This is a genomic window from Acrocarpospora catenulata (genome assembly GCF_018476525.1).
In the GTDB taxonomy this organism is placed as follows: Bacteria; Actinomycetota; Actinomycetes; order Streptosporangiales; family Streptosporangiaceae; genus Acrocarpospora; species Acrocarpospora catenulata.
In genome coordinates this window covers 1-22,670 of the sequence record NZ_JAHCST010000012.1, presented here as the reverse complement: position 1 = coordinate 22,670, position 22,670 = coordinate 1, and the positions used below count along the sequence as shown (strand labels likewise).

General features: G+C 66.8%; 18 protein-coding genes and 2 pseudogenes. 9 read left to right on the top strand and 11 right to left on the bottom strand.

The window, feature by feature from the left end:
• Positions 1 to 261 precede the first annotated feature (261 nt).
• Both KIP79_RS14640 and KIP79_RS14635 read left to right on the top strand, forming a co-directional pair.
• Complete coding sequence (locus KIP79_RS14640) at positions 262 to 2,988, top strand: carbohydrate-binding module family 20 domain-containing protein (protein ID WP_214105337.1); 2,727 nt, start codon at positions 262 to 264, stop codon at positions 2,986 to 2,988.
• Between the two features lie 330 nt (positions 2,989 to 3,318).
• A complete protein-coding gene (locus KIP79_RS14635; RefSeq protein WP_214105336.1) occupies positions 3,319 to 4,647 on the top strand; it encodes an IS4 family transposase in 1,329 nt (442 codons plus the stop codon).
• A gap of 94 nt (positions 4,648 to 4,741) precedes the next feature.
• Here the strand turns inward: KIP79_RS14635 and KIP79_RS14630 are convergent, their stop codons facing one another.
• Positions 4,742 to 6,325, bottom strand: coding sequence for an IS1182 family transposase (locus KIP79_RS14630; protein WP_214105521.1), 1,584 nt, complete (start codon positions 6,323 to 6,325; stop codon positions 4,742 to 4,744).
• A 443-nt stretch (positions 6,326 to 6,768) separates the two neighbouring features.
• Between KIP79_RS14630 and KIP79_RS14625 the strand changes: the two are divergent.
• Positions 6,769 to 8,148: pseudogene (locus KIP79_RS14625) on the top strand (IS1380 family transposase).
• Positions 8,149 to 8,350: 202 nt separating this feature from the next.
• On the opposite strand, the gene KIP79_RS14620 reads toward KIP79_RS14625, so the two are convergent.
• The 3 genes from KIP79_RS14620 to KIP79_RS14610 all read right to left on the bottom strand — a co-directional run bounded on the left by KIP79_RS14620 (position 8,351) and on the right by KIP79_RS14610 (position 11,246).
• Positions 8,351 to 9,520 (bottom strand): NtaA/DmoA family FMN-dependent monooxygenase, encoded by a 1,170-nt coding sequence (locus KIP79_RS14620; protein WP_214105335.1) that lies wholly within the window; start codon positions 9,518 to 9,520, stop codon positions 8,351 to 8,353.
• A complete protein-coding gene (locus KIP79_RS14615; RefSeq protein ID WP_214105334.1) occupies positions 9,517 to 10,647 on the bottom strand; it encodes an LLM class flavin-dependent oxidoreductase in 1,131 nt (376 codons plus the stop codon). The genes KIP79_RS14620 and KIP79_RS14615 overlap by 4 nt, the downstream gene beginning before the upstream one ends.
• A gap of 98 nt (positions 10,648 to 10,745) precedes the next feature.
• Positions 10,746 to 11,246, bottom strand: coding sequence for a flavin reductase family protein (locus tag KIP79_RS14610; protein ID WP_214105333.1), 501 nt, complete (start codon positions 11,244 to 11,246; stop codon positions 10,746 to 10,748).
• A gap of 93 nt (positions 11,247 to 11,339) precedes the next feature.
• Here KIP79_RS14610 and KIP79_RS14605 point away from each other — a divergent pair, with 93 nt between their 5' ends.
• Positions 11,340 to 11,894 carry a TetR/AcrR family transcriptional regulator gene (locus KIP79_RS14605; protein WP_214105332.1) on the top strand — a complete coding sequence of 185 codons (555 nt, stop codon included), beginning with the start codon at positions 11,340 to 11,342 and terminating at the stop codon, positions 11,892 to 11,894.
• A 119-nt stretch (positions 11,895 to 12,013) separates the two neighbouring features.
• Here KIP79_RS14605 and KIP79_RS14600 read toward each other — a convergent pair whose 3' ends face one another.
• Positions 12,014 to 12,145 (bottom strand): ABC transporter ATP-binding protein, encoded by a 132-nt coding sequence (locus KIP79_RS14600; protein ID WP_214105331.1) that lies wholly within the window; start codon positions 12,143 to 12,145, stop codon positions 12,014 to 12,016.
• A gap of 73 nt (positions 12,146 to 12,218) precedes the next feature.
• On the opposite strand from KIP79_RS14600, the gene KIP79_RS14595 reads away from it, so the two are divergent.
• Both KIP79_RS14595 and KIP79_RS14590 read left to right on the top strand, forming a co-directional pair.
• Complete coding sequence (locus KIP79_RS14595) at positions 12,219 to 12,560, top strand: transposase (protein ID WP_214105330.1); 342 nt, start codon at positions 12,219 to 12,221, stop codon at positions 12,558 to 12,560.
• On the top strand, positions 12,557 to 13,105 hold the full coding sequence (locus tag KIP79_RS14590; protein ID WP_214105329.1) for an IS3 family transposase: 549 nt from the start codon (positions 12,557 to 12,559) through the stop codon (positions 13,103 to 13,105). Before KIP79_RS14595 ends, KIP79_RS14590 begins: the two co-directional genes overlap by 4 nt.
• Here the strand turns inward: KIP79_RS14590 and ltrA are convergent.
• The gene (gene ltrA, locus KIP79_RS14585) at positions 13,047 to 14,300 is read right to left on the bottom strand and encodes a group II intron reverse transcriptase/maturase (RefSeq protein WP_214105328.1); all 1,254 of its coding nucleotides are present in this window, start codon (positions 14,298 to 14,300) and stop codon (positions 13,047 to 13,049) included. The two genes, KIP79_RS14590 and ltrA, sit on opposite strands and share 59 nt — an antisense overlap.
• Positions 14,301 to 14,875: 575 nt before the next feature.
• Between ltrA and KIP79_RS46935 the strand changes: the two are divergent.
• Positions 14,876 to 15,328: pseudogene (locus tag KIP79_RS46935) on the top strand (IS3 family transposase); the annotation flags it as partial.
• Positions 15,329 to 15,334: 6 nt separating this feature from the next.
• On the top strand, positions 15,335 to 15,868 hold the full coding sequence (locus tag KIP79_RS46930) for a transposase family protein (RefSeq protein ID WP_308169737.1): 534 nt from the start codon (positions 15,335 to 15,337) through the stop codon (positions 15,866 to 15,868).
• Here the strand turns inward: KIP79_RS46930 and KIP79_RS14575 are convergent.
• The 4 genes from KIP79_RS14575 to KIP79_RS14560 are packed head-to-tail and all read right to left on the bottom strand — an operon-like array spanning position 15,794 to position 20,950.
• Positions 15,794 to 17,557 carry a dipeptide ABC transporter ATP-binding protein gene (locus tag KIP79_RS14575; protein WP_214105326.1) on the bottom strand — a complete coding sequence of 588 codons (1,764 nt, stop codon included), beginning with the start codon at positions 17,555 to 17,557 and terminating at the stop codon, positions 15,794 to 15,796. The two genes, KIP79_RS46930 and KIP79_RS14575, sit on opposite strands and share 75 nt — an antisense overlap.
• Positions 17,554 to 18,444: an ABC transporter permease gene (locus KIP79_RS14570; RefSeq protein WP_214105325.1), complete on the bottom strand. Its 891-nt coding sequence runs from the start codon at positions 18,442 to 18,444 to the stop codon at positions 17,554 to 17,556. Before KIP79_RS14570 ends, KIP79_RS14575 begins: the two co-directional genes overlap by 4 nt.
• Positions 18,441 to 19,409 (bottom strand): ABC transporter permease, encoded by a 969-nt coding sequence (locus tag KIP79_RS49435; RefSeq protein WP_308169725.1) that lies wholly within the window; start codon positions 19,407 to 19,409, stop codon positions 18,441 to 18,443. Before KIP79_RS49435 ends, KIP79_RS14570 begins: the two co-directional genes overlap by 4 nt.
• Positions 19,394 to 20,950: an ABC transporter substrate-binding protein gene (locus KIP79_RS14560; protein ID WP_214105324.1), complete on the bottom strand. Its 1,557-nt coding sequence runs from the start codon at positions 20,948 to 20,950 to the stop codon at positions 19,394 to 19,396. The genes KIP79_RS49435 and KIP79_RS14560 overlap by 16 nt, the downstream gene beginning before the upstream one ends.
• A gap of 287 nt (positions 20,951 to 21,237) precedes the next feature.
• Between KIP79_RS14560 and KIP79_RS14555 the strand changes: the two genes are divergently transcribed.
• A complete protein-coding gene (locus KIP79_RS14555) occupies positions 21,238 to 21,810 on the top strand; it encodes a TetR/AcrR family transcriptional regulator (RefSeq protein WP_214105323.1) in 573 nt (190 codons plus the stop codon).
• 596 nt (positions 21,811 to 22,406) lie between these two features.
• On the opposite strand, the gene KIP79_RS14550 is transcribed toward KIP79_RS14555, so the two are convergent.
• The coding region (locus tag KIP79_RS14550; RefSeq protein WP_214105322.1) for an amidohydrolase family protein at positions 22,407 to 22,670 on the bottom strand (264 nt) is incomplete at its 5' end.

The following is a 22,670-nucleotide window of genomic DNA, read 5'->3' as shown; positions in this document are numbered from 1 at the left end:
TAAGTGACAGAGGGAACACTCGGCGTCTCGGGTGCGGGTGGCCCGGAATTGGCACCGGCAAGCCCGGCGGGGGCGCGCATGGTGCAATACTGCGGCCTACCTGGGCGGATGAACCTCGGACGGCGGTCCTGTTACCAACGGGTTTCAGAAACATTCTGCAAACTCTTGCAGTCTTTGCGGAAATCAAAGATTGTTCTGCTACGCGGACGGCCGTCCCCAACCCGAACACGCCACAGTCACGGGAAGTAGGTCCATCCCCCCATGGAACGAGCTCGGCCATCCCTGCGCAGCAGGGTTCGAACTGCCCTCCTCACCGCTGCGGTCGCTGCGTGCGGTCTCACCCCGGTCGCCGCGACGGTCGCCGCGACCCCCGCCAGCGCCGCCGTCACCCTCAACGACAGCGAGGTGACGGCCAACCTGTGGGAATGGAACTGGCCTTCCGTCGCCGCGGCCTGCACCAACCACCTGGGCCCGGCGGGATTCGGCGCGGTGCAGGTGGCGCCGCCGCAGGAGTCGGTCAGCCTGCCCAACCACCGTGACGGGGTCCACCCGTGGTGGGAGGTGTACCAGCCGGTCTCCTACAAGCTCGACTCCCGATTCGGAAACCGCGCCCAGTTCGCCTCAATGGTGACGGCCTGCCACAACGCGGGCGTCCGCGTCTACGTCGATGCGGTCGTCAACCACATGGCCGGCACGAACAACGCCGACGGCGTCCAGGGATACGCCGGCACCTCCTTCACCGGCTACAGCTACCCGGCCGTCCCCTACGGCCACGGCGACTTCCACCACCCCGGCGACAATTGCCCGACCGGCGGCGCGATCAACGACTGGAACAACGAGTCACAGGTGACGAGCTGCGAACTGCTGTCCCTGTCGGACCTGTACACCGAGAAGGACGACGTCCGCGGCAAGATCGCGGCCTTCCTCAACGACCTGATCGGACTTGGCGTCGACGGGTTCCGGGTGGACGCCGTCAAGCACATCAAAAAAGATGACTTCGCCGCGATCCTGAGCAGGCTCAACAACACGACCGCGGAGAACAAGCGGCCGTACGTGGCCCAGGAGATCTTCGACGGCGCCAGCAACGACGCACTGAAAGCACGGGCGTTCATCGGCAACGGCGACGTCCTGGACTTCGCCTACGCCAAGGGCATCAAGGCCCAGTTCCAAGGATCGATCTCCAACCTCGCGAACATCGGAAACTGGAACCTCGACGCGCCCAGCGCCAACGTCTTCGCCATGGTCACCAACCACGACCTCGAACGCGACGGCGTCACGCTGTCCTGGCGCGACGGCACCGACTACACGCTCGCGAACTACTTCATCCTCGCCCATCCGCACGGCAAGCCGTCGGTCTACGACAGCTTCACCTACACTAACCGCCACCAGTCCCCGCCCGCCAACGGCAGCGGTTTCGTCACCGACACCGCGTGCGGCGCCGCTTGGAACTGCCTCACCCAGACCACGGGCATCAAGGGAATGGTTGGCTGGGCCAACGCCGCCAAGAGCGTCAAGACCGTCTCGGACTTCAAGGCCGTCAACAGCAACGTGATCGGCTTCCGCCGGGGCGACCGCGCCTGGATCGGCATCAACGACTCCGGCAGCTCCTCCACCGCTGAATTCACCACTGGCCTGGCCGACGGAGACTACTGCGACGTCATCTCCGGCGCCGTCTCGCCGTCCGGCTGCACCGGCACGAAGATCACGGTCTCCGGCGGCAAGGCCACCGTGACCATCCCAGCCAACAACGCGGTCGCGTTCCACATCAACTCGAAGGTCAACACCGTCAAGGTCGCGACGACCTTCAACGTCTCCGCCAACCTCACCGCCGGCCAGACCCTGCACATCGTCGGCAACACGGCGGCCCTGGGCGGCGGCGGCACCGCGAACTCGGTCGCGCTGGCCGCCAATGGCGACGGCACCTACAGCACCACCACCGACCTGCCCGCCTCCACCACGATCTCCTACAAGTACCTGATCAAGAACGGGTCCTCGGTGGTGGAGCAGGAGGCCGCCAACCGGACCTTCACCACCCCGGCCTCCGGCACCGTCACCCGGACCGACACCTACATCCCACCGCCGATCGAGGAGAAGGTCACCGCGACTTTCAATGTCTCCGCAGACCTCACCGCCGGCCAGACCCTGCACATCGTCGGCAACGTCCCCGCCCTCGGCAGCGGCGACAACGCCTCCTCGGTCGCGCTCAGCTCCGCCTCGGGCGGCGGCTACACCGCCGAGATCCAGCTTCCGGTCTCGACCGCGATCTCCTACAAGTACCTGATCAAGGAGGGCTCGGCGGTCGCCCAGGCCGAGATCGCCAACCGCACTTTCACCACCTCCGCCACGGGCACCGTCACCCGCACTGACACCTTCATCCCGCCGCCGGTCAGCGATAAGATCGCCACAACGTTCACGGTCACCGCCAACGCGGCCGCCGACCAGGACGTCTACGTGGTCGGGGACAACGCAGCGCTGGGCGCGTGGAATCCGGCCGCCGCGATCAAGCTGCCCGCTCAGGGCGGAACCTCGTTCAGCGGCGTCGTCGAGCTGCCCAAGTCGACCACGGTGAAGTACAAGTACATCAAGAAGACCGTGGCTGGCGCGGTGACCTGGGAGTCGGGCGCCGACCGGAGCCTCACCACCCCCGCTAGCGGAACCCACTCAGTGACCGAGTCCTTCCGCGGTGACACCTCCTCCCAGATCGCCACCTACTTCAACGCCAACGTCACCACCTGGTACGGCCAGAACGTGTACGTCGTCGGCAACATCGCCGCCCTCGGTGGATGGAACACCAACCAGGCGGTCGCCCTGTCCTCGGCCGACTACCCCATCTGGCGCGCGTCGCTCAACCTGCCCCCCAACACCGCGGTCGAGTACAAGTACATCAAGAAGAACCCCGACGGCGCCGTCACCTGGGAGTCCGGTAGCAATCGCACCTTCACCACCCCACCCGCCGGCACACACACCAACAACGACACCTGGAGGTAACCACCCGTAGGACCCGCCGTGGGCGGCGCCACTGACGACACGGCGCCGCCCTCGCCAGGTCACCGGGAGCAGCTCGATGTAGTCGGACTCGCTTAGTGGCTACGGGATTTCCGTGCTCAACACCTGAACCACTCCAGCCTTCCAAAGCACCCGCGCCACGGGCCCCGAACCACGGGTGGTCTAGAAGCAACGCCGTTCAGTTAGGTGTGGGGCCTGTCAGTCAAGGGTTGCCAGTAGGCAAAACAGCGGAGCCGCCGTAGAAGAGGTCTGTCACTCCAAGACATCCTCACCACGGGAGCTCCGCTGTTGGAACAGACTGCCATAACGCGGATGGTCAAGGTAGCGGCCGGGGTATTCGCGCCGGGTCATATCGGTGAGTTGACCCGGATCGTGCCGTTCGAGATGGTCGATGATGTGCTGGCGGTGACCAGGGCTGCCCAGCGGCGGGTTCGGCTGGTGCCGGCACGGGTCACCGTGTACCTGCTGCTGGCCGGGGCATTGTTCGCCGAACTGGGCTATCGGCAGGTCTTCGACCGGTTGTGCGCCGGTCTGGCGGGTCTGGCGCCCTCCAGACCGAGCGGCAGCGCGTTACGCCAGGCCCGTCAACGTCTGGGGGCCACGCCGTTGAAGGCCCTGTTCGACCTGGTTCGCGGTCCGGTGGCCACGTCCGCGGCCGCGACACGATGGCGCGGGCTGCTGGTCGTCGCGGTCGACGGCACCCTGCTGCCGGTACCGGACGCCCCGGACAACCTCGCGATGTTCGCCAAGCAGCGATGCAACAACGGGGCCGGGGGCTATCCGCAGATCCGGCTGGCGGCACTGGTGGCCTGCGGGACGCGGGCGCTGATCGGGGCGGCGTTCGGCCCGGCCACCACCGGCGAACTGGAGTACGCCGGTCGGCTGGCGGGTGATCTGCGGCCCGGGATGCTGCTGCTGGGCGATCGGAACTTCGCCGCGGCCGACCTGCTGAACCGCCTGGCCGCCACCGGCGCGCATCTGCTGGTCCGGTGCAAGTCCGGGCGGAGGTTGCCGCCGGTGGCCCGGTGCGGCGACGGCTCGTTTCTGGCCCGGATCGGCGCACTGACCGTCCGGGTTATCGACGCCGAGATCAGCCTCGCGTCGGCGCGGGGAACCCGCACCGGCCACTACCGGCTGCTGACCACCCTCACCGACCCGTCGGCGCACCCGGCCGCCGAACTGATCCGGCTCTACCACGAGCGTTGGGAGATCGAGACCGCCTACGCGGAGCTGAAATCCACGATCCTGGGCGGGCGGGTCCTGCGTGCCCGCACCCCGGCCGGGGTCGAGCAGGAGGTCTGGGCGCTGCTGGTCGCCTACCAGGCTCTGCGGACCGCGATGACGGATGCCACCGACAGTGTCGCGGGCACCGATCCGGACCGGGCGGGCTTCACCATCGCGCTGTCGGCCGCCCGCGATCAGCTGATCCTGGCGGCGGGCATCATCGCCGACACCGTGGTCGACCTGGTCGGAGTCATCGGCAGCCACGTGCTGGCCCAACTTCTGCCCGAACGGCGAGTCCGCACCAAAGACCGCATCGTCAAGCGAGCGATCTCCAAATACAACGCTCGCGGACCCGCCATCGACCGGGCCACCTACAAAGCCACCATCAACGTCACCATGCTCACAACCGACCCTTGACACCGCTCAACCCCGCCTAACTGAACGGCGTTGGGTCTAGAAGAGCACTGAAGATCTTGTTCGCACGGGGTACTCCGGTGCAGTCCTCGGTTTCTCAGACGGGTTTGGAGACCAGCGTCCAGGTCCCACTCGTGCGGGTAAGCCCAAGGTTGATCAGGGTTCGCAGGTTAAGCGCGGCGGCGCGGATGTGGAGCCAGGCGTTGTTCTTGATAGTGCCGACATACCGTAATCGCCGGTTGCCCCGTGCGACGATCCAGGCGATGGCGCGTTCGACGGGGGGCCGCCAACGCCGGTAATCGTCCCGCCAGACCAGGTTGGTGGCGGCTTGCCGGCGGGCGGCGGCAAGCTCGTCGTGGTGCGGGCGAATGGTGAGGATACGCCCGGCTTTGGCCTTGGTGCAGCGCGAGCGCAGCGGGCAGCCGGTGCACTGGCCGGTGAAGAACGCCTTGCGCTGCAGATTGCGGCCTGACGGCGCCGCCAGCGGGACCTGGTGCCCAGCCGGGCAGGTCACGGTGCCGCCGGCGGTGTCGATGGCGAAGTCATCCAGGTCGAACCCGCCGGGCACGGCCGGGCGCAACGGCGCGGGTTTGATCACGGCGCGATGCCCTGCGTCAATGAGCGCCCGACGACAGGACCCGGAGGAGTAGGCGGTATCGCCGAAGACCTCCACAGGGCCGTCCTCCTCGGCGAGCAGGTCCAGGGCGAGGACGGCCTCGTGATGGGCGGCGCCTGATCCGGGCCGCAACGTCACGGCGGTGAACAGGCCGGTCTCGGGTTCGACCGCCACGTGGGCCTTGAAGCCGTCCTGGCGGTGGGTGCGGGTTTTGTGCACGTGCCGCGATTCGGGGGCGACGGTGGAGATCACCCGGTCGGGGACGGTGCGCCGGGCGATGCGCCAGCGCCCGTCGCGGCCGTCGGAGTCGTCGGCCGGTTCGACGTCCTGGCCGGCGACCAGGGCCGGCAGGCCCACCGCGTTGGCCGCCTGCTCCTCCAAGGGCTGGGCGGGCAGGCCGGCCAGCAGGCGGATGGCGTCGGTGACCAGGGCGTCCACCAGCGCGGCCCGGGCCTGCTCGTCATCCCAGGCGATGCGCGGCTTGCCCGGATCGGCGTAGTCATGGGCGGTGCAGGATGTGGCCGCGACCTGGACGGCGCCGGGCACGTGGCGGATCACCCGCCGGATGGCGGCGATCAACTGGGTGACGGTGTCCTGGGTGGCCACCGCGTCGTCCAGCACCGCCGAGTCCAATGCCCGACGCTGCCTGCCCTTGAGCACCCCTGTGGCGGCGACCACCTCGCCGACGGCCTCGAACAGGCGGTTCGGGCGGCGGGAGCGGGCCAGCCGCCGCCGGAAGTAGGTCAGCAGCGACGGATCGAAGGCGGTGTCATACAGTCCCAGCCCGCAGGCCGCCTTCCACCGCAGGTCACACCGCAACGCCTGCACGGTGTCGACGTCCGGCAGCCCGTGCAGCGTCTGCAACACCACCGCAACCGCCAGGACCTGCGGCGGCATGCTCGGACGCCCGTTGCGCGAAGGGTACATGTCCGCGAACATCTCCGCGGGAAACAGCGCCTGACGATGCTCGGCCAAGAACGCGAACACGCTCCCCACCGGAATCAACTCCCGGCAGCTCTGCCACACATCCGGCCCGACCAGTTCTCCGGCCCACTCACCCTGCACATCAACCACTCTGGCCTCATCTCAGGTAGGACGAGGCCAGAACACAAGATCTTCAGTGGACTTCTAGCCTAGGTCGTGCCGCCTGTCGCTGTCTCCTCTTCCGCACGGCCCTCATGGATGTACATGATGTTGGCGTGGGCGAAGACAGTTCGGTTCGTGGGACGCATCCGTCCTGACTCAACCGCCGTGAGCAAGACCGAGCTACCCGTGTGCAGCACGAGGTTGGTCGATCCTCATCTACAGAGGGCTCTTTCATCGTCGTTGCCGTGCGGCGAGGGAGGCTCATAGCTACTCATGCGATTAAGTGTCCCGAGTCATTAGCCTCGGGCTTTCGCCTGGGCGGCGTGGGATCTGATCGTTTACATAAGAAAAGTGCTCTCTGAACTGGGAGGATAGGGCTTGTCGAAGGTCCTGTCCGCGCCGAGTTCCGGAGCACTTTTCCCGTGCAGACTATCGCTTCCAGCCAGAAGATCGTCGTGTCATCGGACGGGCGGGGAATCCTCAGCCAGGCCGGCGGACTGCTGCTGATCGAGACCCTGCGCGTCAGCGGGCTGGGACAGGGCATGTCGCAGGCTCTGTCCCGATGGCGTAAGCCAAGGTCGGTGCACGACCCCGGAAAGATCATCACGGATCTGGCGGTCGCCCTCGCGCTGGGCGGGGACTGCCTGGCCGATGTGGCGGTGCTGCGCTCCTCACCGGAGCTGTTCGGGCCGGTGGCCTCCGACCCCACGGTCTCCCGCCTGGTCGCCGCGCTGGCCGAGGCCGGACCGACAGCATGACGCCTGATCCGCGCAGCGCGGGCGGCGGCGCGGGAACAGGTCTGGAAGCTGGCGGGAGAACATGCCCCGGGCGCGGGCGGCGCGCTGATCCCGGTGGACCTGGACGCCACCATCGTGATCGCGCATTCGGAGAAGGAATCAGCGGCGCCGACCTGGAAGAAGAGTTTCGGGTTCCATCCGATGACCGCGTTCATCGATCACGGCACGGGCGGGACCGGCGAGGCCGCGGCGCTGCTGCTGCGCAAAGGCAACGCCGGTGCCAACACCGCCGCCGATCACATCACCGCCGGCCGCCTGGCCCTTAACCAAATCCCCGCGCGCCTGCACAGACAAGTTCTCATCCGCACCGACTGCGGAGGCGGCACCCACGAGTTCCTGAACTGGGTGAACGCCCGCCGCCTGAAGTACTCGATCGGCTTCAACCTGACCGAGGACATCTGCGCGGCGATCCTGGCCTTGCCGAAAGACATGTGGGAAATCGCCTACGACGCCGGCGGGCAGGTCCGGGACGGGGCGTGGGTGGCGGAGCTGACCGGAATGCTGGACCTGACCGGCTGGCCGGAGGGGATGCGGGTCATCGTCCGCAAGGAACGCCCGCACCCGGGCGCTCAGTTGCGGTTTACCGACATCGACGGGCACCGGTTCACGTGTTTCGTCACCGGCACCCGCCCGGGCGGCGGCCGTGGCCAGCTCGCCGACCTGGAACTGCGGCACCGGCGGCGGGCCCGCTGCGAGGACCGCATCCGCTCCGCCAAGGACACCGGGCTGCGCAACCTGCCGCTGCACGGCTTCGCCCACAACCAGGTCTGGCTGGAACTGGTCGCTCTGGCCTGCGAGCTGACCGCCTGGACCCAGTTACTGGCTTTTCACGGTGGCCCGGCCCGCCGGTGGGAACCCAAACGGCTGCGGCTACGGCTGTTCTCGGTCGCCGGACGCCTGGTCAGGGGTGGTAGAAGGATCCGGCTCCGCCTGGACCGGCAGTGGCGGTGGGCCGGTCTGATCGCCTCCGGGGTCACCCGCTTGCAGACCCTGCCCGCACCCTGACCATCGGCAATCGTCCCGGCAATCCCAGGAAGGAGCACTCGGCCGGGCCTGTGGAACCCCGCTCACCCGGCGCGAAAGTCGGGCCGCCGGGCTGATCAGCGACTGAAAAGTCTCGGTTGGTCGGCTCGCTACGCGACCCGCTCAGACTCACGAAACATCGAGGTTAGGCGGCGAACCTCGCTAATGTCCTCGTCGTGGACGCTCATGGAGTGGTCGTTGGACGATTCCGCGGTGCAGGTCGCGGCAAACCGAGATTCTCGCGCAATGTTCTGCCTGCATATGCGGTCCGGAATCGGCCGCGCTTCTGCAGTTCCGGGATGACAAGGCGCGTGAATGCGGCGACAGGGCCTTGGAGATAGGGGAAGGGCACGACGAAGCCATCGGCGGCACCCTCGTCGAGCCAGCTCTCCATGATGTCCGCGAGGCCGATCGCGGGCCCGGCGATCACGCCGGGATTCTGGCGTTCAACTGGGCCCAGGAGTTCGGCGAACTCGCGTAATTGGGCCTCCGCCTCCACGCGCGTCTCTGCCACGAGGACGGGCGGGAGCACGGCGAGTACGAGGATCGAGTCGGGGTCTCTTCCGAACGCGGCGGCTCGTCGGCGGAGGTCCTGTCGGGCCTCCCTGGCCTGCAATCCGCCCCCGGGGCCGAGTGCGAGGTCGGCCTCGCGCGCAGTGAGCTCCCGGCCATCTTCGCTCATCCCCGCCTGCAGGATGACGGGATGGCCCTGAGGCGGGCGTGCGAGGCCGAGCGCGCCGGTTACCCGGAAGTGCGTGCCTCGATGATCGACTAGTTGGGCCTGAGTCGCTTCCCGTGCCTGCGCGCTTGCGCCCCGAGGGGCGAGCACGTCGTCGCCGCTGTCCCAGAGTCGCTTGACGATGTCCACGAACTCCGAGGCGACCTCATACCGTACAGGTGAGCGCAGTTGTCGCGGGTCTATCCCGAAGTTCCGCGCCTCCGTCTCGAATCGGGAGGTGACGACGTTCCAGCCGGCTCGTCCGTCCGACAGATGATCGAGCGATCCCAGTAACCTCGCGAGCGTGTAGGGCTGGGTCAGGCTTGTCGAGGCGGTCGTGATGAGGCCGAGGTGTTCTGTCGCTGCTGCGATCGCTGACAGGAGCAGTGTCGGGTCCAACGACTCGTTCACCATGGAATCGTACTGATGCATCTCGGGAGGACCGGGCATAACTCCCGTTGTCTCGGAGAGGAACAGCGCGTCGAAGAAGCCGCGCTCCAGTTCCTGCGCGACCTCGACGAACGCTTTCACGTCCGTGGCGGGACGGGCGGGAGTGTTCGGGTGGCGCCACCCACGCAGATGGGAACCCGTCGAGTGGGTCAGCGCCACCAGATGCGCGTGCTTCTTCTCGCTCATGCTGCGCTCCGGTTCGGTCGGGGAAGACCCAGCTGTTCGCGGAGGGTTCCACCTTCTGGTGGGACGAAGACGCCGCGCTGGGCGAGTATCGGCAGTACCCCATCGAGGAAGAGATCTGCGTCGGTGGGAGTCTGCAGGAACCTGACCGCGAACCCGTCGGCAGCACCTGCCTCGTGCCATTCCGTGATCCGATCGGCGACCTGTCGGGGGGTGCCGGCGATGATCAGGCCGGTCGGGTGCTCTCTGAGGCTCGTGCTCTGGGAGCGGCCACGGAGTGCGGCCTGCAGTTCCTCCCGACGGCTTACTGCTTCCTCCTGGCTTGGGGCCACGACAGGAGTGACGCCCGGCCAGATCTGGACGGGCTCCTGCGTTCGCTCGGCAGCGTCGTGTGAGTGGTCGAGTCGTGTCCGGAGGATGAGGACGTCGTCGATCGAGCGCGCGTCCGTGAGTACGACATCGGCTTGCCTAGCGGCAAACGCTATGCTGTCCTCATCGTCGGCGGTGACGAAGAGCACAGGATACGCCTGCGGTGACCGCGACAGGTTTAGAGGTCCCGCGACGTCGTAGTACGTTCCCCTGTGATCGAGCGAGCGCCTCCGCGCGGGACGAAAGTACGTACCGGATCGCTTGTCGGCGACGAGCGCGTCGTCGGCGTAGCTGTCCCAGAGCCCTCGGGCTACCGACAGGAACTCGTCCGCCCGCTCATGGCGATCTCCTCGCGCACCGCCTACATCCCGTGCAAAGCCGCCAGCTTCCCGATGTGAGCATCTCGTGTCCACGTTCCAGCCCGCCCGGCCATCGGAGACGTGGTCAAGACTCGCAAGTCGACGGGCGACGTGGAATGGCTCGTTGGCTTCTGTCGTCACCGTGGCCACGAGTCCGATCTTGTCGGTGAGCATGGCGAGTGCCGAGAGAAGCGTCAGCGGCTCGAGCACGGGCGTGTCAGGCTGCTCGGCGCTCGTAGCAACGTCGTCGGTGACGATGAGTGCGGAGAACCCGGCCCGTTCCACGCGTCGGACGTGGCCAGCGATGACGTGCACGTCGAGCGCTGCGTCCAGCTGTTCGCCGGTGTGCTCGCTGCACGGCAACGTGGCGGTTGAGAACCGCAGCGGGGGTCGAGCAGGCATATCAAGTCCTCACTACTGTGTCCAGGGGTCTGTGGCGATGGTTCGTTGCTCTCCGGAATGAGGTGCAGGTGGTTGTCCCGACCTCAGGCACTCGGTCATCACCAGTCACCAGGTCGCCGGTACGCCCTGTCGAAGTAGATCAGCGGCGCCGCAGACTCTGTAAGGGCATCGATGGCATACACCTCGGCGACGATGAGCTGACTGCTTCCCGCATCAACACGCTGCGTGATCCGGGCCGTGAGCCACGCTGCAGCCTCCTCGATCACGGGGTCGCCGGTGACGAGCGAACGCCAGCCGCCTTCCGCGAAACGGTCGATCCCGTGCATTGCGAATCGAGTAGCGATATCTGCCTGCTCCGCCGTGAGGAAACTCACCACGACCTGATCAGCATCTCGGATCGCAGGCCAAGACGACGATGTGGTCGCCACGGAGAAGGCGATGAGCGGTGGCGCAGCTGACACTGAGATCACCGATGTGGAGGTGAAACCCGCTAACGCACCATCAGCCGCTCGCGCCCCGATGATCGTGACGGCCCCGGGATGACGGCGGAAGAGCTCGCGGAACTCGTCGGCCGCCACTGGTGTGAGCTGCGCAGTCATCCGTCGCCTCCTCGAAATGGGGATACTCCCCGGTTGTGTCCTGCTGCTACTCTAAGCGGAGAGTCCCCCGGTTTTCAAGGTGGAGGTGGCAGGTTGGCCGCACATGTTCGGCGGGCAGACGCACGACGTAACTACAACCTGCTCGTTCGTGCTGCGCGCGAAGTGATCTCCGAGAGCGGGTCCGATGTCTCACTGGACGAGATCGCTCGACGCGCAGGTGTGGGAAGCGGCACGCTGTACCGGCACTTTCCCACGCGCTACGCACTCTTGGTCGCGGCGTACTCCGGGGCTGCGGAGGAGTATGCGGCAGTGGGGCACCGGTTGCTCTCTGCGCGTCAAGACGGCGGCGCGTTGCGCGAATGGCTGCTGTTCTTGATCACGCGGATCGCGGAATGCCGCGGGCTCGCGGCGGCTGCTCTGGGCACGGCGGGGGAGAGCGCGGCGCTGTCCTGTACTTTCCATGAGGACCTGCAGGAGGCGGCGGACGTCTTGCTCACCGATGCTTGGGAGCACAAGACCGCTCGTTCAGATCTCACGGCTGCTGAGCTGCTGACCCTCGCGAACGCGATCGCCGGTGCTTGCGAGACCGATCCGCAAGACGCCGAGCGGTTCCTCGACCTCGCGTATTCCGGGCTTGCCCCTCGATGAGCGCGGCGCCGCGCTCACAACTATGAGAGCGCCTTCGGCAGGGCCATCAGCGTCGGCGCGGATCGTGGTGCCCGGGTCGTGGGCACGGTTGATTCCGGTCGCCGGCGAGCATCCCCGATTCACTGGACGAGGCGGTTAGCTGATGGTCGTCTGGCGTAGGCGCTCTCCAACAGGGAGCGGGTGTACGGATGCCTGGGAGCGGTGAGCACATCGGTCACAGCGCCGCGTTCGACAACGGAGCCATCCTTCATGGGACCTCCCCCCGGTTGGTGGACACGCTGATACTGGATCTTGCTTGATTCAGAGGAAGCGAGAAGACCGCCGATGGCGTTGAAGGACTACTCGGAGGAGTTCAAGGCCGATGCCGTGGCCTTGTACGAGTCCACCGAAGGGGCGACCTACAAGGGCATCGCCGCCGACCTGGGCGTGAGCCGGGGTAGCCTGCGCGAGTGGGTGCTGCGAGCGCGTGAGAAGAACGGCGGGGCGCGGGCCGCCCGGCCCCCCGCTCGCGACTCGTCACCGGCACAGGCCGACCAGGCATCCGAGCGCATCCGCCAGTTGGAGGAGCGGGTACGGCAGCTGGAGGCCAGCGAGCGGAAACTGGCCACCGAACGCGACATTCTTCGCAAGGCGGCCAAGTATTTCGCCGGGGAGACAAACTGGTGAACCGCTTCCAGTTCGTTGACGACCACCACCGCGCCTTCGGCGTGAAGCGGCTGTGCCAGGTGCTGAGCGTGAACCGCTCCAGCTACTACACATGGCGCAAGGGCGCCCAGGCCCGCGCGGCGCGTGAGGCGGCCGACCAGGCGCCGGCACAGGAGATCCGCGTCGTGCACGCCGGCTCCGACGGCGCCTACGGCTCACCGCGGGTGACCGCCGAACTACGCGCCGACGGCCAGAAGATCAACGAGAAGCGGGTGGTCCGGGTGATGCGCAAGTTCGCCATTACCGGCACCCGCCTGCGCCGACGCGTCCGCACCACCGTCTGCGAACCCTCGGCGACGCCGGTGCCCGACCTGTTCGGCCGGGACTTCACCGTCGGCGCGCCCGGCCTCAAGTACATGGGGTCGGGTAGCCGGAGGGAATCTCACCCTCCGGCCCCCACAGAACCGTGCGTAATAGTCTCCCATTACACGGCTCTTGCCATCCTTGTCACCAGAAATTGCGGGACCAGCGCCAGTGAGCGAACATCCTTGGGTATCGCTGCGTGATTCCTTGGAAGCACGTCTTGGCTTTATTGAACCCGGCCAGTCGTTTGTACTTTCTGCGGATCCAGCGCACCAGGTAGGCGTTGATGCGCCGGAGGAGTGGTTTCAGCGCGGAGTGGTAGAACGCTCCGTAGTATTGCATCCACCCTCGCACGATCGGATTGATGACCCGTGCGAGTTGAGCGAAGGTATGGCTCGTACGCCGATGGATGCGCCATCGACGCATCTCGGCGCTGATCTTCTTAAGGGCTTCCTTGCTGATCGCGGGCAGGAAGCACGAGAAAGTCACTCCGTACTTGCTACGCGCCGCGCGGACACGGAACGTAAAACCCAAAAACGTGAACGACGTATGCTCATACGAGCCGCGCCGATTTGCGTCCTTGCAGTAGACGATCCGGGTTTTGTCGGGATGTAATCGCAGCCCGACTTCTTCCATCCTGTCCCTTATCGCTTCCACCACTTTCATGGCTTGGCGTTCACTGACGCAGTGCACGACCGCGTCATCCACGTAGCGTTCGAAGGACACGGTCGGGAACTCCCGAGCCATCCACATATCGAACGCATAATGCAGGAACAGATTTGCCAGCACGGGTGAGACCGCTGAGCCCTGTGGGGTTCCACGGTCTCGCTGTTGCAAGGTTCCGTCGGGCATTTGAAGCGGCGCACGCAGCCATCGCTCCACATAGAGCACGACCCAACGCTGGTCGGTGTTGGCCTCCACCGCTTTGACCATGAGGCCCCAGGGAACGCTGTCGAAGAATCTCTGGATGTCGAGATCGATAACCCAGTCGGTCTTGAAGCAGCGCTCTCGGCACTTTCCCACCGCGTCCAGGGCCGACCGTTTGGGCCGGTACCCGTAGGAGTCGGCATGGAACTTCGGTTCCAATTCCTTCTCCAGCCGGACCGCGACCACGGTCTGCGCGATCCTGTCCGCGACAGTAGGAACGCCAAGAATTCTGGTCCCTCCGCCATGCGATTTCGGTATCTCCACCGCTCTTACCGGAGGCGGGAAGTAGCTGCCCGAAGACATCCGGTTCCAGATCTTGTAGAGGTTGCTCCGCAGATCTTTCTCGAATTCCTCGATCGAGCAGCCGTCCACTCCCGGCGCACCCTTATTGGCCTTGACCTTCTCCCATGCCTCCCATACTTCCCACTTCGAGATCTCAAACGACTTGTCTGTTGATTTCAGCTCGCCCACGCGACTCCTCCCAGGACAGCGCCTGGTTGATCGAACGAACACAGCCACGGATGACCCGGCCCCTTCGCTCCACCCCCATTACAGGGATTTCATCACTACTACGGGCCGGTCCGCCGACGAGTCCCGCACCGGTACTCAATCCCTCACGGTTTCTGCCGCTCGGGATGCTTCCTTTCACCGCCGACCTGGCGGAACTATCGGGACTCGCCTTCCCACGTTCCACGCGAAAGCAGCAGATCAGACTCGCGTCGCCTCCATGCCGGGCACCATCTGGCCAGTAAACGGGTATCCGCCAGACTTGTCCTGGAGCCATATCTACACCTCCAGTTTCGATGCCATCTGAATACGTTTTCGACACGTCATCAGCGATTCGCTTGCGCTCGCCTTCCTGATCCCCACCTGACGCCTCTCACGACGCCTTTTCCACATCGCTCACCACGACGGTCTTCAGCCAACGCAGCATGTGGCGGTTTGAAGCCTCCCCCCGCAGGGCGACTCCGAAGGGCCAACCTTCATCATTCGCGCAGCACCGCATTTCAAGAGGCGCCTACCTACATTCCGCACCTCTCTTCCTGCGTTCGTGGCACACCGACATCACGTATCTGCCGGTCGGCGATGGTGAGTTCCTCTACCTGGCGACTGTCCTGGACTGTTTCAGCCGCCGGGTCGTGGGCTGGTCGATCGCCACCCACATGCGCACCGAACTGGTCTGCGACGCCTTACTCGCGGCCTGCCACACGCGCGGAAGCCTGGCCGGTGCGACCTTTCACACCGATCATGGAGCTCAATACACCTCGAAGGAGTTCGCCGCTCTGTGCGCCGAGTTGGGCATCACCCAGTCGATGGGGGCCGTCGGCACATCTGCCGACAATGCCGCGTGCGAAAGTTTCCACGCCTCGCTCAAGCGGGAGACCTTGCGCGGCGCTCACCGCTACGAAGGGCCTTCGATCTGCCGGAACACCGTGTTCCGGTGGCTGGTCCGCTACAACACCCACCGCAGGCATTCGGCCAACGGCTATCGATCGCCTACGAACATCGGCATCAGCAGCAGTCCGATACGATCACGCTCGCCGCATGACAACCCCGATGCGTGTCCACTTCCGCGCACGACCGAGGCCAGATGCCCAACCTGCAAGACCGTGACGCGGCACCGGCATGGCCGGTATCGCCGCAGACTGGACGACATGGCGCTGACCGGACGCCGGATGACGATCAACTTGTCGGTCCAGCGCTTCCGGTGCCTGGCCACCACCTGCCCGCAGGGAACCCGGCCTCCTCGATTCGTCGAGCGTACGCGGCGGCGCGGCCAGGTTGAGTTCCGCGTCCGGTTGCGCCGGGGATGCCGCCACGCGGCGAGGTGCCCGCCGGGCGGGAGGGCGAGTGACGAGAACCGCAGCCTGCGCGGGGCGGTCATGCGAAATCCTCCATATCGCGCTTGTAGCCGGATGCGGACGCGCTCCGCCTCGCCAGTGGTGCGGCGTCTGTGGCGGGTGTCATCGCTGGTTTCCTCCCGGGTAGGTGAGCGCTGGGTCGTGCTGGTCAGTGTTTGCGGAGGCGGGCGACGGTGACCGGTCCGAGGCGATGCTGTCCAGGAGCGAGTGGGTGTACGGGTGCCGGGGAGCGGTGAGCACCTCGGTCACGGTCCCGTGCTCGACGATGGTGCCGTCCTTCATGACGAGCACGCGGTCGCAGACCTCATGGATCACGCCGAGGTCGTGGGAGATGAGCAGCAGTGCCACCCCCAGCTCGTGGCGCAGCTGCGCGAGCAGGGCGAGGATCCGGGCCTGCACGGACACATCCAGAGCGGACACCGGCTCGTCGCAGACAAGCACCTCCGGTCGCGGGGCGATCGCCCGGGCAATCGCGACACGCTGGCGCTGTCCGCCGGAGAGCTCACGACCACGTCGGTGCAGCACATCATCGTCGAGCCCGACGCGGCGAAGCAGCGCGGTGACCTCGGCCCGGGCCTTGATCGCGCCGCGACGGCCGGGTCGTCCGAGGGCTTCGGCGATGATGCGCTCGACGGTGAACCGTGGATCGAACGCGCTCAGCGGATCCTGGGAGATCAGCTGGATCCGGTGACGCTCGGATTGGCGTTCACGCTCTCGCAGCCCGCTCCACGCGGCCCCGTCGAGGCGCACCTCGCCGTGATCGGGGGCGAGCATGGCCATCGCGATCTGCGCGGTCGTGCTCTTGCCCGAGCCGGATTCGCCGACGATTCCGAGGGCCTCTCCGGCATGCAGACCGAAGGTGACGCCGTCGACGGCCTGCCGCCATGTGCCGTCCGGCGACCGGAAGCGCTTGGAGACGGCATCGAGCTCAAGAATGGTCCGTCCGATCGGGTGGGAACGTCCCGGTCCGCTCGGGTCCGCGCGCGACGGCGCGGCCAGACGTGTCGGCGAGTCCCGGGGAGACGTGTCCACGTCCGCTGCGGCGCGGAAGATTCGTCCCGGCGCGCCGAACGTGGGTACCGCGGCGAGCAACTCGCGCGTGTAGGGGTGCGCTGGCCGCAGCAGGATGTCGTCCGGGGTGCCCTGCTCGACGATCAGGCCCGCGGCCATCACCGCGATTCGATCGGCCAAGCGCGCCACCACGGACAGGTCGTGGCTGATCAACAGTATGGCCGTGCCTGCGTCACGCATGTCCGAGAGCAGATCGAGGACCTGCCGCTGGACGGTCGCGTCCAGGGCCGTGGTCGGCTCATCGGCGATCACCAGCGACGGGGATGCCGCGATGGCCGAGGCGATCAGTGCTCGTTGCCGCAGCCCTCCGGACAGTTCGTGTGGATACTGCCGGGCGCGCACCCGCGGATCGGGGATCCCGACGCCCTGCAGCAGCGAGATCACCCGCTCGTCGCGATCTCGGCGGCTGCCCAGCTCATGCACGACCAAGGGCTCTGCGACCTCGTCGCCCACCCGGCGCAGGGGGTCCAGTGAGGTCAGCGCGTCTTGCAGGACGAAGCCGATGCGGGCGCCGCGCAACCTCCGCCAGTCGCGCTCGGCCAACCCCAGGAGCTGCTCGCCGGCGAAGGTCAACTCCTCGGCATCGACGGTCGCACGACTGCCTGTCAGGCCCAGCACGGCGCGGGCCGTGGCGCTCTTTCCCGAGCCCGACTCGCCGACCAGAGCGAGGCACTCGCCCGCTCCGAGGGCCAAGTCGATGCCACGCACCGCGGCCACCACCTCGTTCCGCGGCGTGGTGAAGCTGACGGTGAGATTCTTCGCGGTCAACAGCGGTGCCGGTCCATTCTCGCTCACCGGGCATCCCTTCCTTCGAATCGGAGCTGCAGTGCCCGACCGACGGTGGCGATGCTGAGCACGGTGAGCGTGATCGCCAGTCCCGGGTAGACCCCGAGCAGGGGGGCCCGCTGCAAGTAGCCGCGCGCCTCGGCGAGCATGAGCCCCCACTCCGGTGTCGGCGGCTGCGGCCCGAGCCCGAGGAAACTCAGCGAGGCGCCTACGATGATCGTCTGGCCGAGGGTCATGGTCGCGTACACGAACAGCGGCGGCAGCACGTTGGGCACGATGTGGCGGAGGATCACCGCGCGTGCCGGCAGTCCGAGGGAGACCGCGGCGGCGACATAGCCGGTGTTCTTGACCACCAGCGTCTGACCCCGCACCAGTCGCGCGAACCCCGGGGCGATCCCCACGGCGACGGCCAGGGCGGCGTTCCGCTCGCCGGCGCCGAAGATGGCGATGACCAGGAGAACCATCAGCATGCTCGGGACCGACATGAACACGTCCGCCGATCGCATCGCGACCTCGTCGACCACCCGCCCCGACAAGCCCGCGGTCAACCCCCACACCAGTCCCGCGAGGAATCCGAGCCCGGTGGCGGTCAGTCCGAGCAGGAGCGAGATGCGGGCACCGTAGATCAGGCGGGAGAGCGTGTCACGCCCCAGCCGGTCGGTGCCCAGCAGGTGCTCGGGGCTGGCGCCCTGCAGTGTGGCCGACAGATCGGTGACATCGGGGGTGTGAACGCTGAGCAGGCCCGGCCAGGCCGCGGCCACGCCCACCAACAGCAGGAACACGCTCGCGCACAGCAGCCCGCCCCGGCGCGCCCACTGTCCGGGTGCCGATCGCGGCGCGGCGGGGGTCGGTGGACACTCCGTACGGGAGGCTGTGGCCGGGAGCCGCGCGGTCATGGCGTCGTCTCCCGCAGCCGAGGATCCACGACCCGGTACAACGCGTCCACGATCACGTTGACGACCACGAACACCACGGCGGAGAGGATCACGACACCGGCGACGACAGGGAAGTCGCGGCTGGTGACAGCGGTGACCAGCAACTGGCCGATGCCCGCCCGGGCGAATACGGTCTCCACGATCACAACACCGCCCAGCAGCTCCGCCAGCGACCATCCCGACAGGGTGAGCACGGGGATCAGCGAGTGCCGAGCGAGGTGACGCCACCGCAGTCGGCCGTGCGTGGCACCCCGGCTGAGCACCGTCGTCGCGAACGGCTGTTCCAAGGCACGCTCCAGCCCGTCCCGCATCACCTGGGCGAGCGCCGCGGCGATCGGCAGGGCCAGAGTCACCCACGGCAGGACCAGCGAGGCGATCCCGTCGTTCCCGATGGCCGGGAAGATCCGCAGCTCGAACGAGAACACCGTCAGAGCGAGGATGCCCACCCATGCGCTTGGCGTGGAGAGGAGCACGAGCTCGACGGTCGAGGTGACGGCGCGCCCGCGAGGGCGCGCCGCGGTGGAGGTGGCGAGCACGACCGCCAGGACGAAGCCCAGCACGGCCGCGCCCAGCGCGAGAACCACCGTGGACCCCAGCTGCGACCAGATCAGCTCCGCCACCGGCGCGCCCCGCTGATAGGAGGTCCCCAGATCACCATGGATCAGCCGGGCCAGGAAGTCGCCGTACTGCGCGATCAGGGGACGGTCCAGCCCGTACTCCCGGGTGATCGCCGCCAACACCTCGGGTGTGGCGCCGCCGAGGGATCCGCCGCCGGCGATCAGCGTCGCCTTGTCGCCCGGCAGTAGTTGCATGCCGATGAACGTCACCGTCGCCGCGCCCCAGACCACGACGATCCCGAGCAATCCTCGGCGAATCCACCATCTGGCCTGCGGCGAGAGTGTGCGCTCATTCACTCGCTCAGCCACGCGTCGTACAGCAGCGGCTGGGCCGTCGCACCGAAGGTCACGCCGTGCAGTGCATCGGAGGCGCCGAGGATGTACTGGTAGACGAAGATCGGCAGCACCTGGGCGTCGGCCAGCACCTTCTTCTGGACCTGCGCGTAGCTCTTGTCCGCGACATCCTGATCGTTCGTGGTCAGGCCCGCGTCGAGCCACTGATCCAGCTCGTCCGAGTTGACGCGGGAGAGGTTCCAGCCTCCGACGGCGTAGGTTCGCTCGGAGTTGAAGGCGTCCCGCAGGACGTCCGGATCGGACCGGCTGATGTTGCCGTCCATGATGTCGTAGTCGCCGCTTTCCAGTCGCGAGATCACCGTGGCGACGTCGAGGTTGGGACGCGTGATCTTGATCCCGACCTTCTTGGCGTCCGCCTGGACGGCCTCGGGGACTATCGTGTTCGCACCGGGGTATGAGGGCCAGACCAGCTCCAACTCCTGCCCGTCCTTGGTCCGGTAGCCATCGGCGTTGGTCTCGGTCCAGCCGGCCTCCTCCAGCAGGTGGACCGCTTTGTCAGGGTCGTAGCCCTGCAAGGAATTGGCTGCGGAGGCGTCGTAGCCGGCCGTCGCCGGGCCGAGCACATTGGTCGCGACCTCGTAGGTCCCGAAATACACGTTCTTCACGATCGCCGGGACGTCGGTCGCGGCCTGGAGCGCCTGTCGGATCCGCAGATCGCTCGTGAGTCCGCGCGAGGAGTTGAAGAAGAGGCTGTAGTTGACGCCCGGCACCGACGCCGTCAACACCTGGAATCCGGCCGTTGAGGTCAGCGTCTCCACGTCGGCGGCGGGGACGGCCGCGATCGCCTGCGCTTCCCCGTTGGTCAGCGCCCCGTACCGGGTCGCGTCCTCGGTGACCAGGTCGAAGCGCAACTGTTCCAGGTAGGCGGGACCCTCGTGTGCCGCGCCGGTCGGCGGGGAGCTGTAATCCGGATTGCGATCCAGCACCAGCGTCTTCTGCTGGTCCCAGGACACGTACGAGAACGGCCCCGTGCCGACCGGCTTATAGTCCGCGGCAGGCAGCGCCAGCTGCGCGGGACTCTGGATTGCAAGCTCAGTCCCCGACAGCGTCTCGAGAAAAGGCCGGAACGGCTGCGACAGCGTCACCTCGACGGTCAGGTCGTCGATCACCCTCGAGTGCTCGTAGATTCCGAGAAGTATGGTGTTCTGCGACTTGGTCTCAGGATCGACGATGTGATCAAGGGCCGCCTTCACCGCCTCGGCTGTAAACGCGGTCCCGTCATGGAACTTGACCCCGTCTTTCAGCTCGAACGTGTAGACCGTCCCGTCCTCCGAGATGGTCCAGGAGGTGGCAAGCCACGGCTTGAACGTGCCCGGCTCGGTCTGCACCACGAGCGAGTCGAAGATGTTCCGGGTCATCAGCGCCGTCGCGTTACCTGGGCTCACCGCCGGGTCGAGGGTGATCGTGGCCTGGTTGATCAGATAGGTCAGCGTGCCACCCTTGATAGGCCCCCCGTCTGTCGGCTCCGTCCCTGGAGAGGAGGTACAGGCCGCCAACGCCGCAATGAGGGCGACTCCCACTGCAGCCGAGGCCGCTATCTGGCGAACACTCCGGTGTCGGAACACGGACCACACACTCCTCTGTTCGGGGGCGACGGGCACGACGAGGCCGCCGCCGACGGCGCGACCTTCACCCGTGAGCGGGTCGATCGTCCGATGGCACAGCCCCATAATGGGGACTATCCCCACATATTATGTGGGGATAGTCCCCACATATCGAGCCGTCCACATTGTGGACAGGTAGACTGCCGGGGACCCAACGGGCCGCGTGACACGGAGACGTCATGACCACCACGACGGCGGTAACGCATCCGCGCCGCGCCGACGCGCGCCGCAACCGCGAACGCCTGGTCGCCGCGGCCGCCGCGGTGTTCGCCGAGGAGGGCGCGAATGCACCGCTCGACAAGATCGCCCGCGCCGCCGGCATCGGCAACGCCACGATGTACCGCCACTTCCCCACACGGGAAGCGCTACTAGAGGCAGTCCTGCACGACGTCTACCGTGAACTGATCGCTCTAGCCGAACAGCTCTCCACCATGACGCCCGCGATCGACGCGGTCGACCGATGGCTACGAGCCTTCATCAACTACTCGCAGACCTACCTCGATCTGCCCGAGCCGATCATCGCCGCCGCGTACGACGAGACCTCCGCGCTGTACGCCTCGTGCAAGGCAATGCGTTCCGTGGCCACTCGCCTGATTGGGCGGGCGCAGGAGGACGGCACGCTACGCGCCGACATCGACATCCTCGACCTGTGCGCGCAGGCGAGCGGGATCGCCTGGGCCACGCAGCGATCACCGGACAGGGAGCAGGTCACGCGGATGCTCGCCGTGCTGATCAACGGGCTCCGCGCGTAGAGACACCCCCGCAGGTGGCGAGCGCGACACACGACGGATCGTCCGCGCCGATGCCGACGGACAGACCGTTCGGGTAGCTATCGCTGCACCCCCTCCGCCGACATCCCTGTCGATCACCCTGTCGCCAACACGACTGCCGTAGAACCAACGCACGCGTGCGGCCCGCCTTCGAAACCGCCCCATCTGAGGTGGCAAGTCTCAATCGATCATGCATAGGGCGAGATCGTTACGGCAACCCAGACCTGTCCTCCAGACAAAGCGCCGCCCTGGTCGTCTGTCCCGAAGTCATGCTGACCATGCTTTTCGCCTAGAAACTCATAGCGCCCGGCCGCTCGCCGCAGGCATCGGAGGGCCGGTGGGTGTCCGCTTCGTGCCGCGGGAACGCCGCGAAATCGACGCCTTCGTTGAGACAACTCTGGAGTCTGTCTCAACGAAGGTGCGGAGCCCCAGCTCAGTGGGGTCCACCTAGCGCGGAATTCTGAGACGGCGATGGCCGACGGCAGCACAGCTCTCGCGGTGACCAACTCCAGGACGGTGGACTGTCTCAACGAACTTGTGAGAACGCAGGTCAGCGCGAAGATTCAGCCCACGATGGATCAGACAGGACAGCGGAGCAGGCCGAACCGCCTCCGACGGCGGCCGATCGTGGACCTGGTCGCGGGCGAGACCGGCTGGAGGTCTTCGCCGGTCCACGGGTGGGCGGGGTCCCACAGGACGAGGTCGGCGTCAGCGGCCACCGCGATCCTGCCCTTGCGCGGGTACAGGCCGAGCGCTCTGGCGGCGCGTTCCGCCGAGACCTGAACGAACAGGCAGGGGTCGAGCCCGCGTACGGCAACGGCCTGGTTCCACAGCACCGGCGT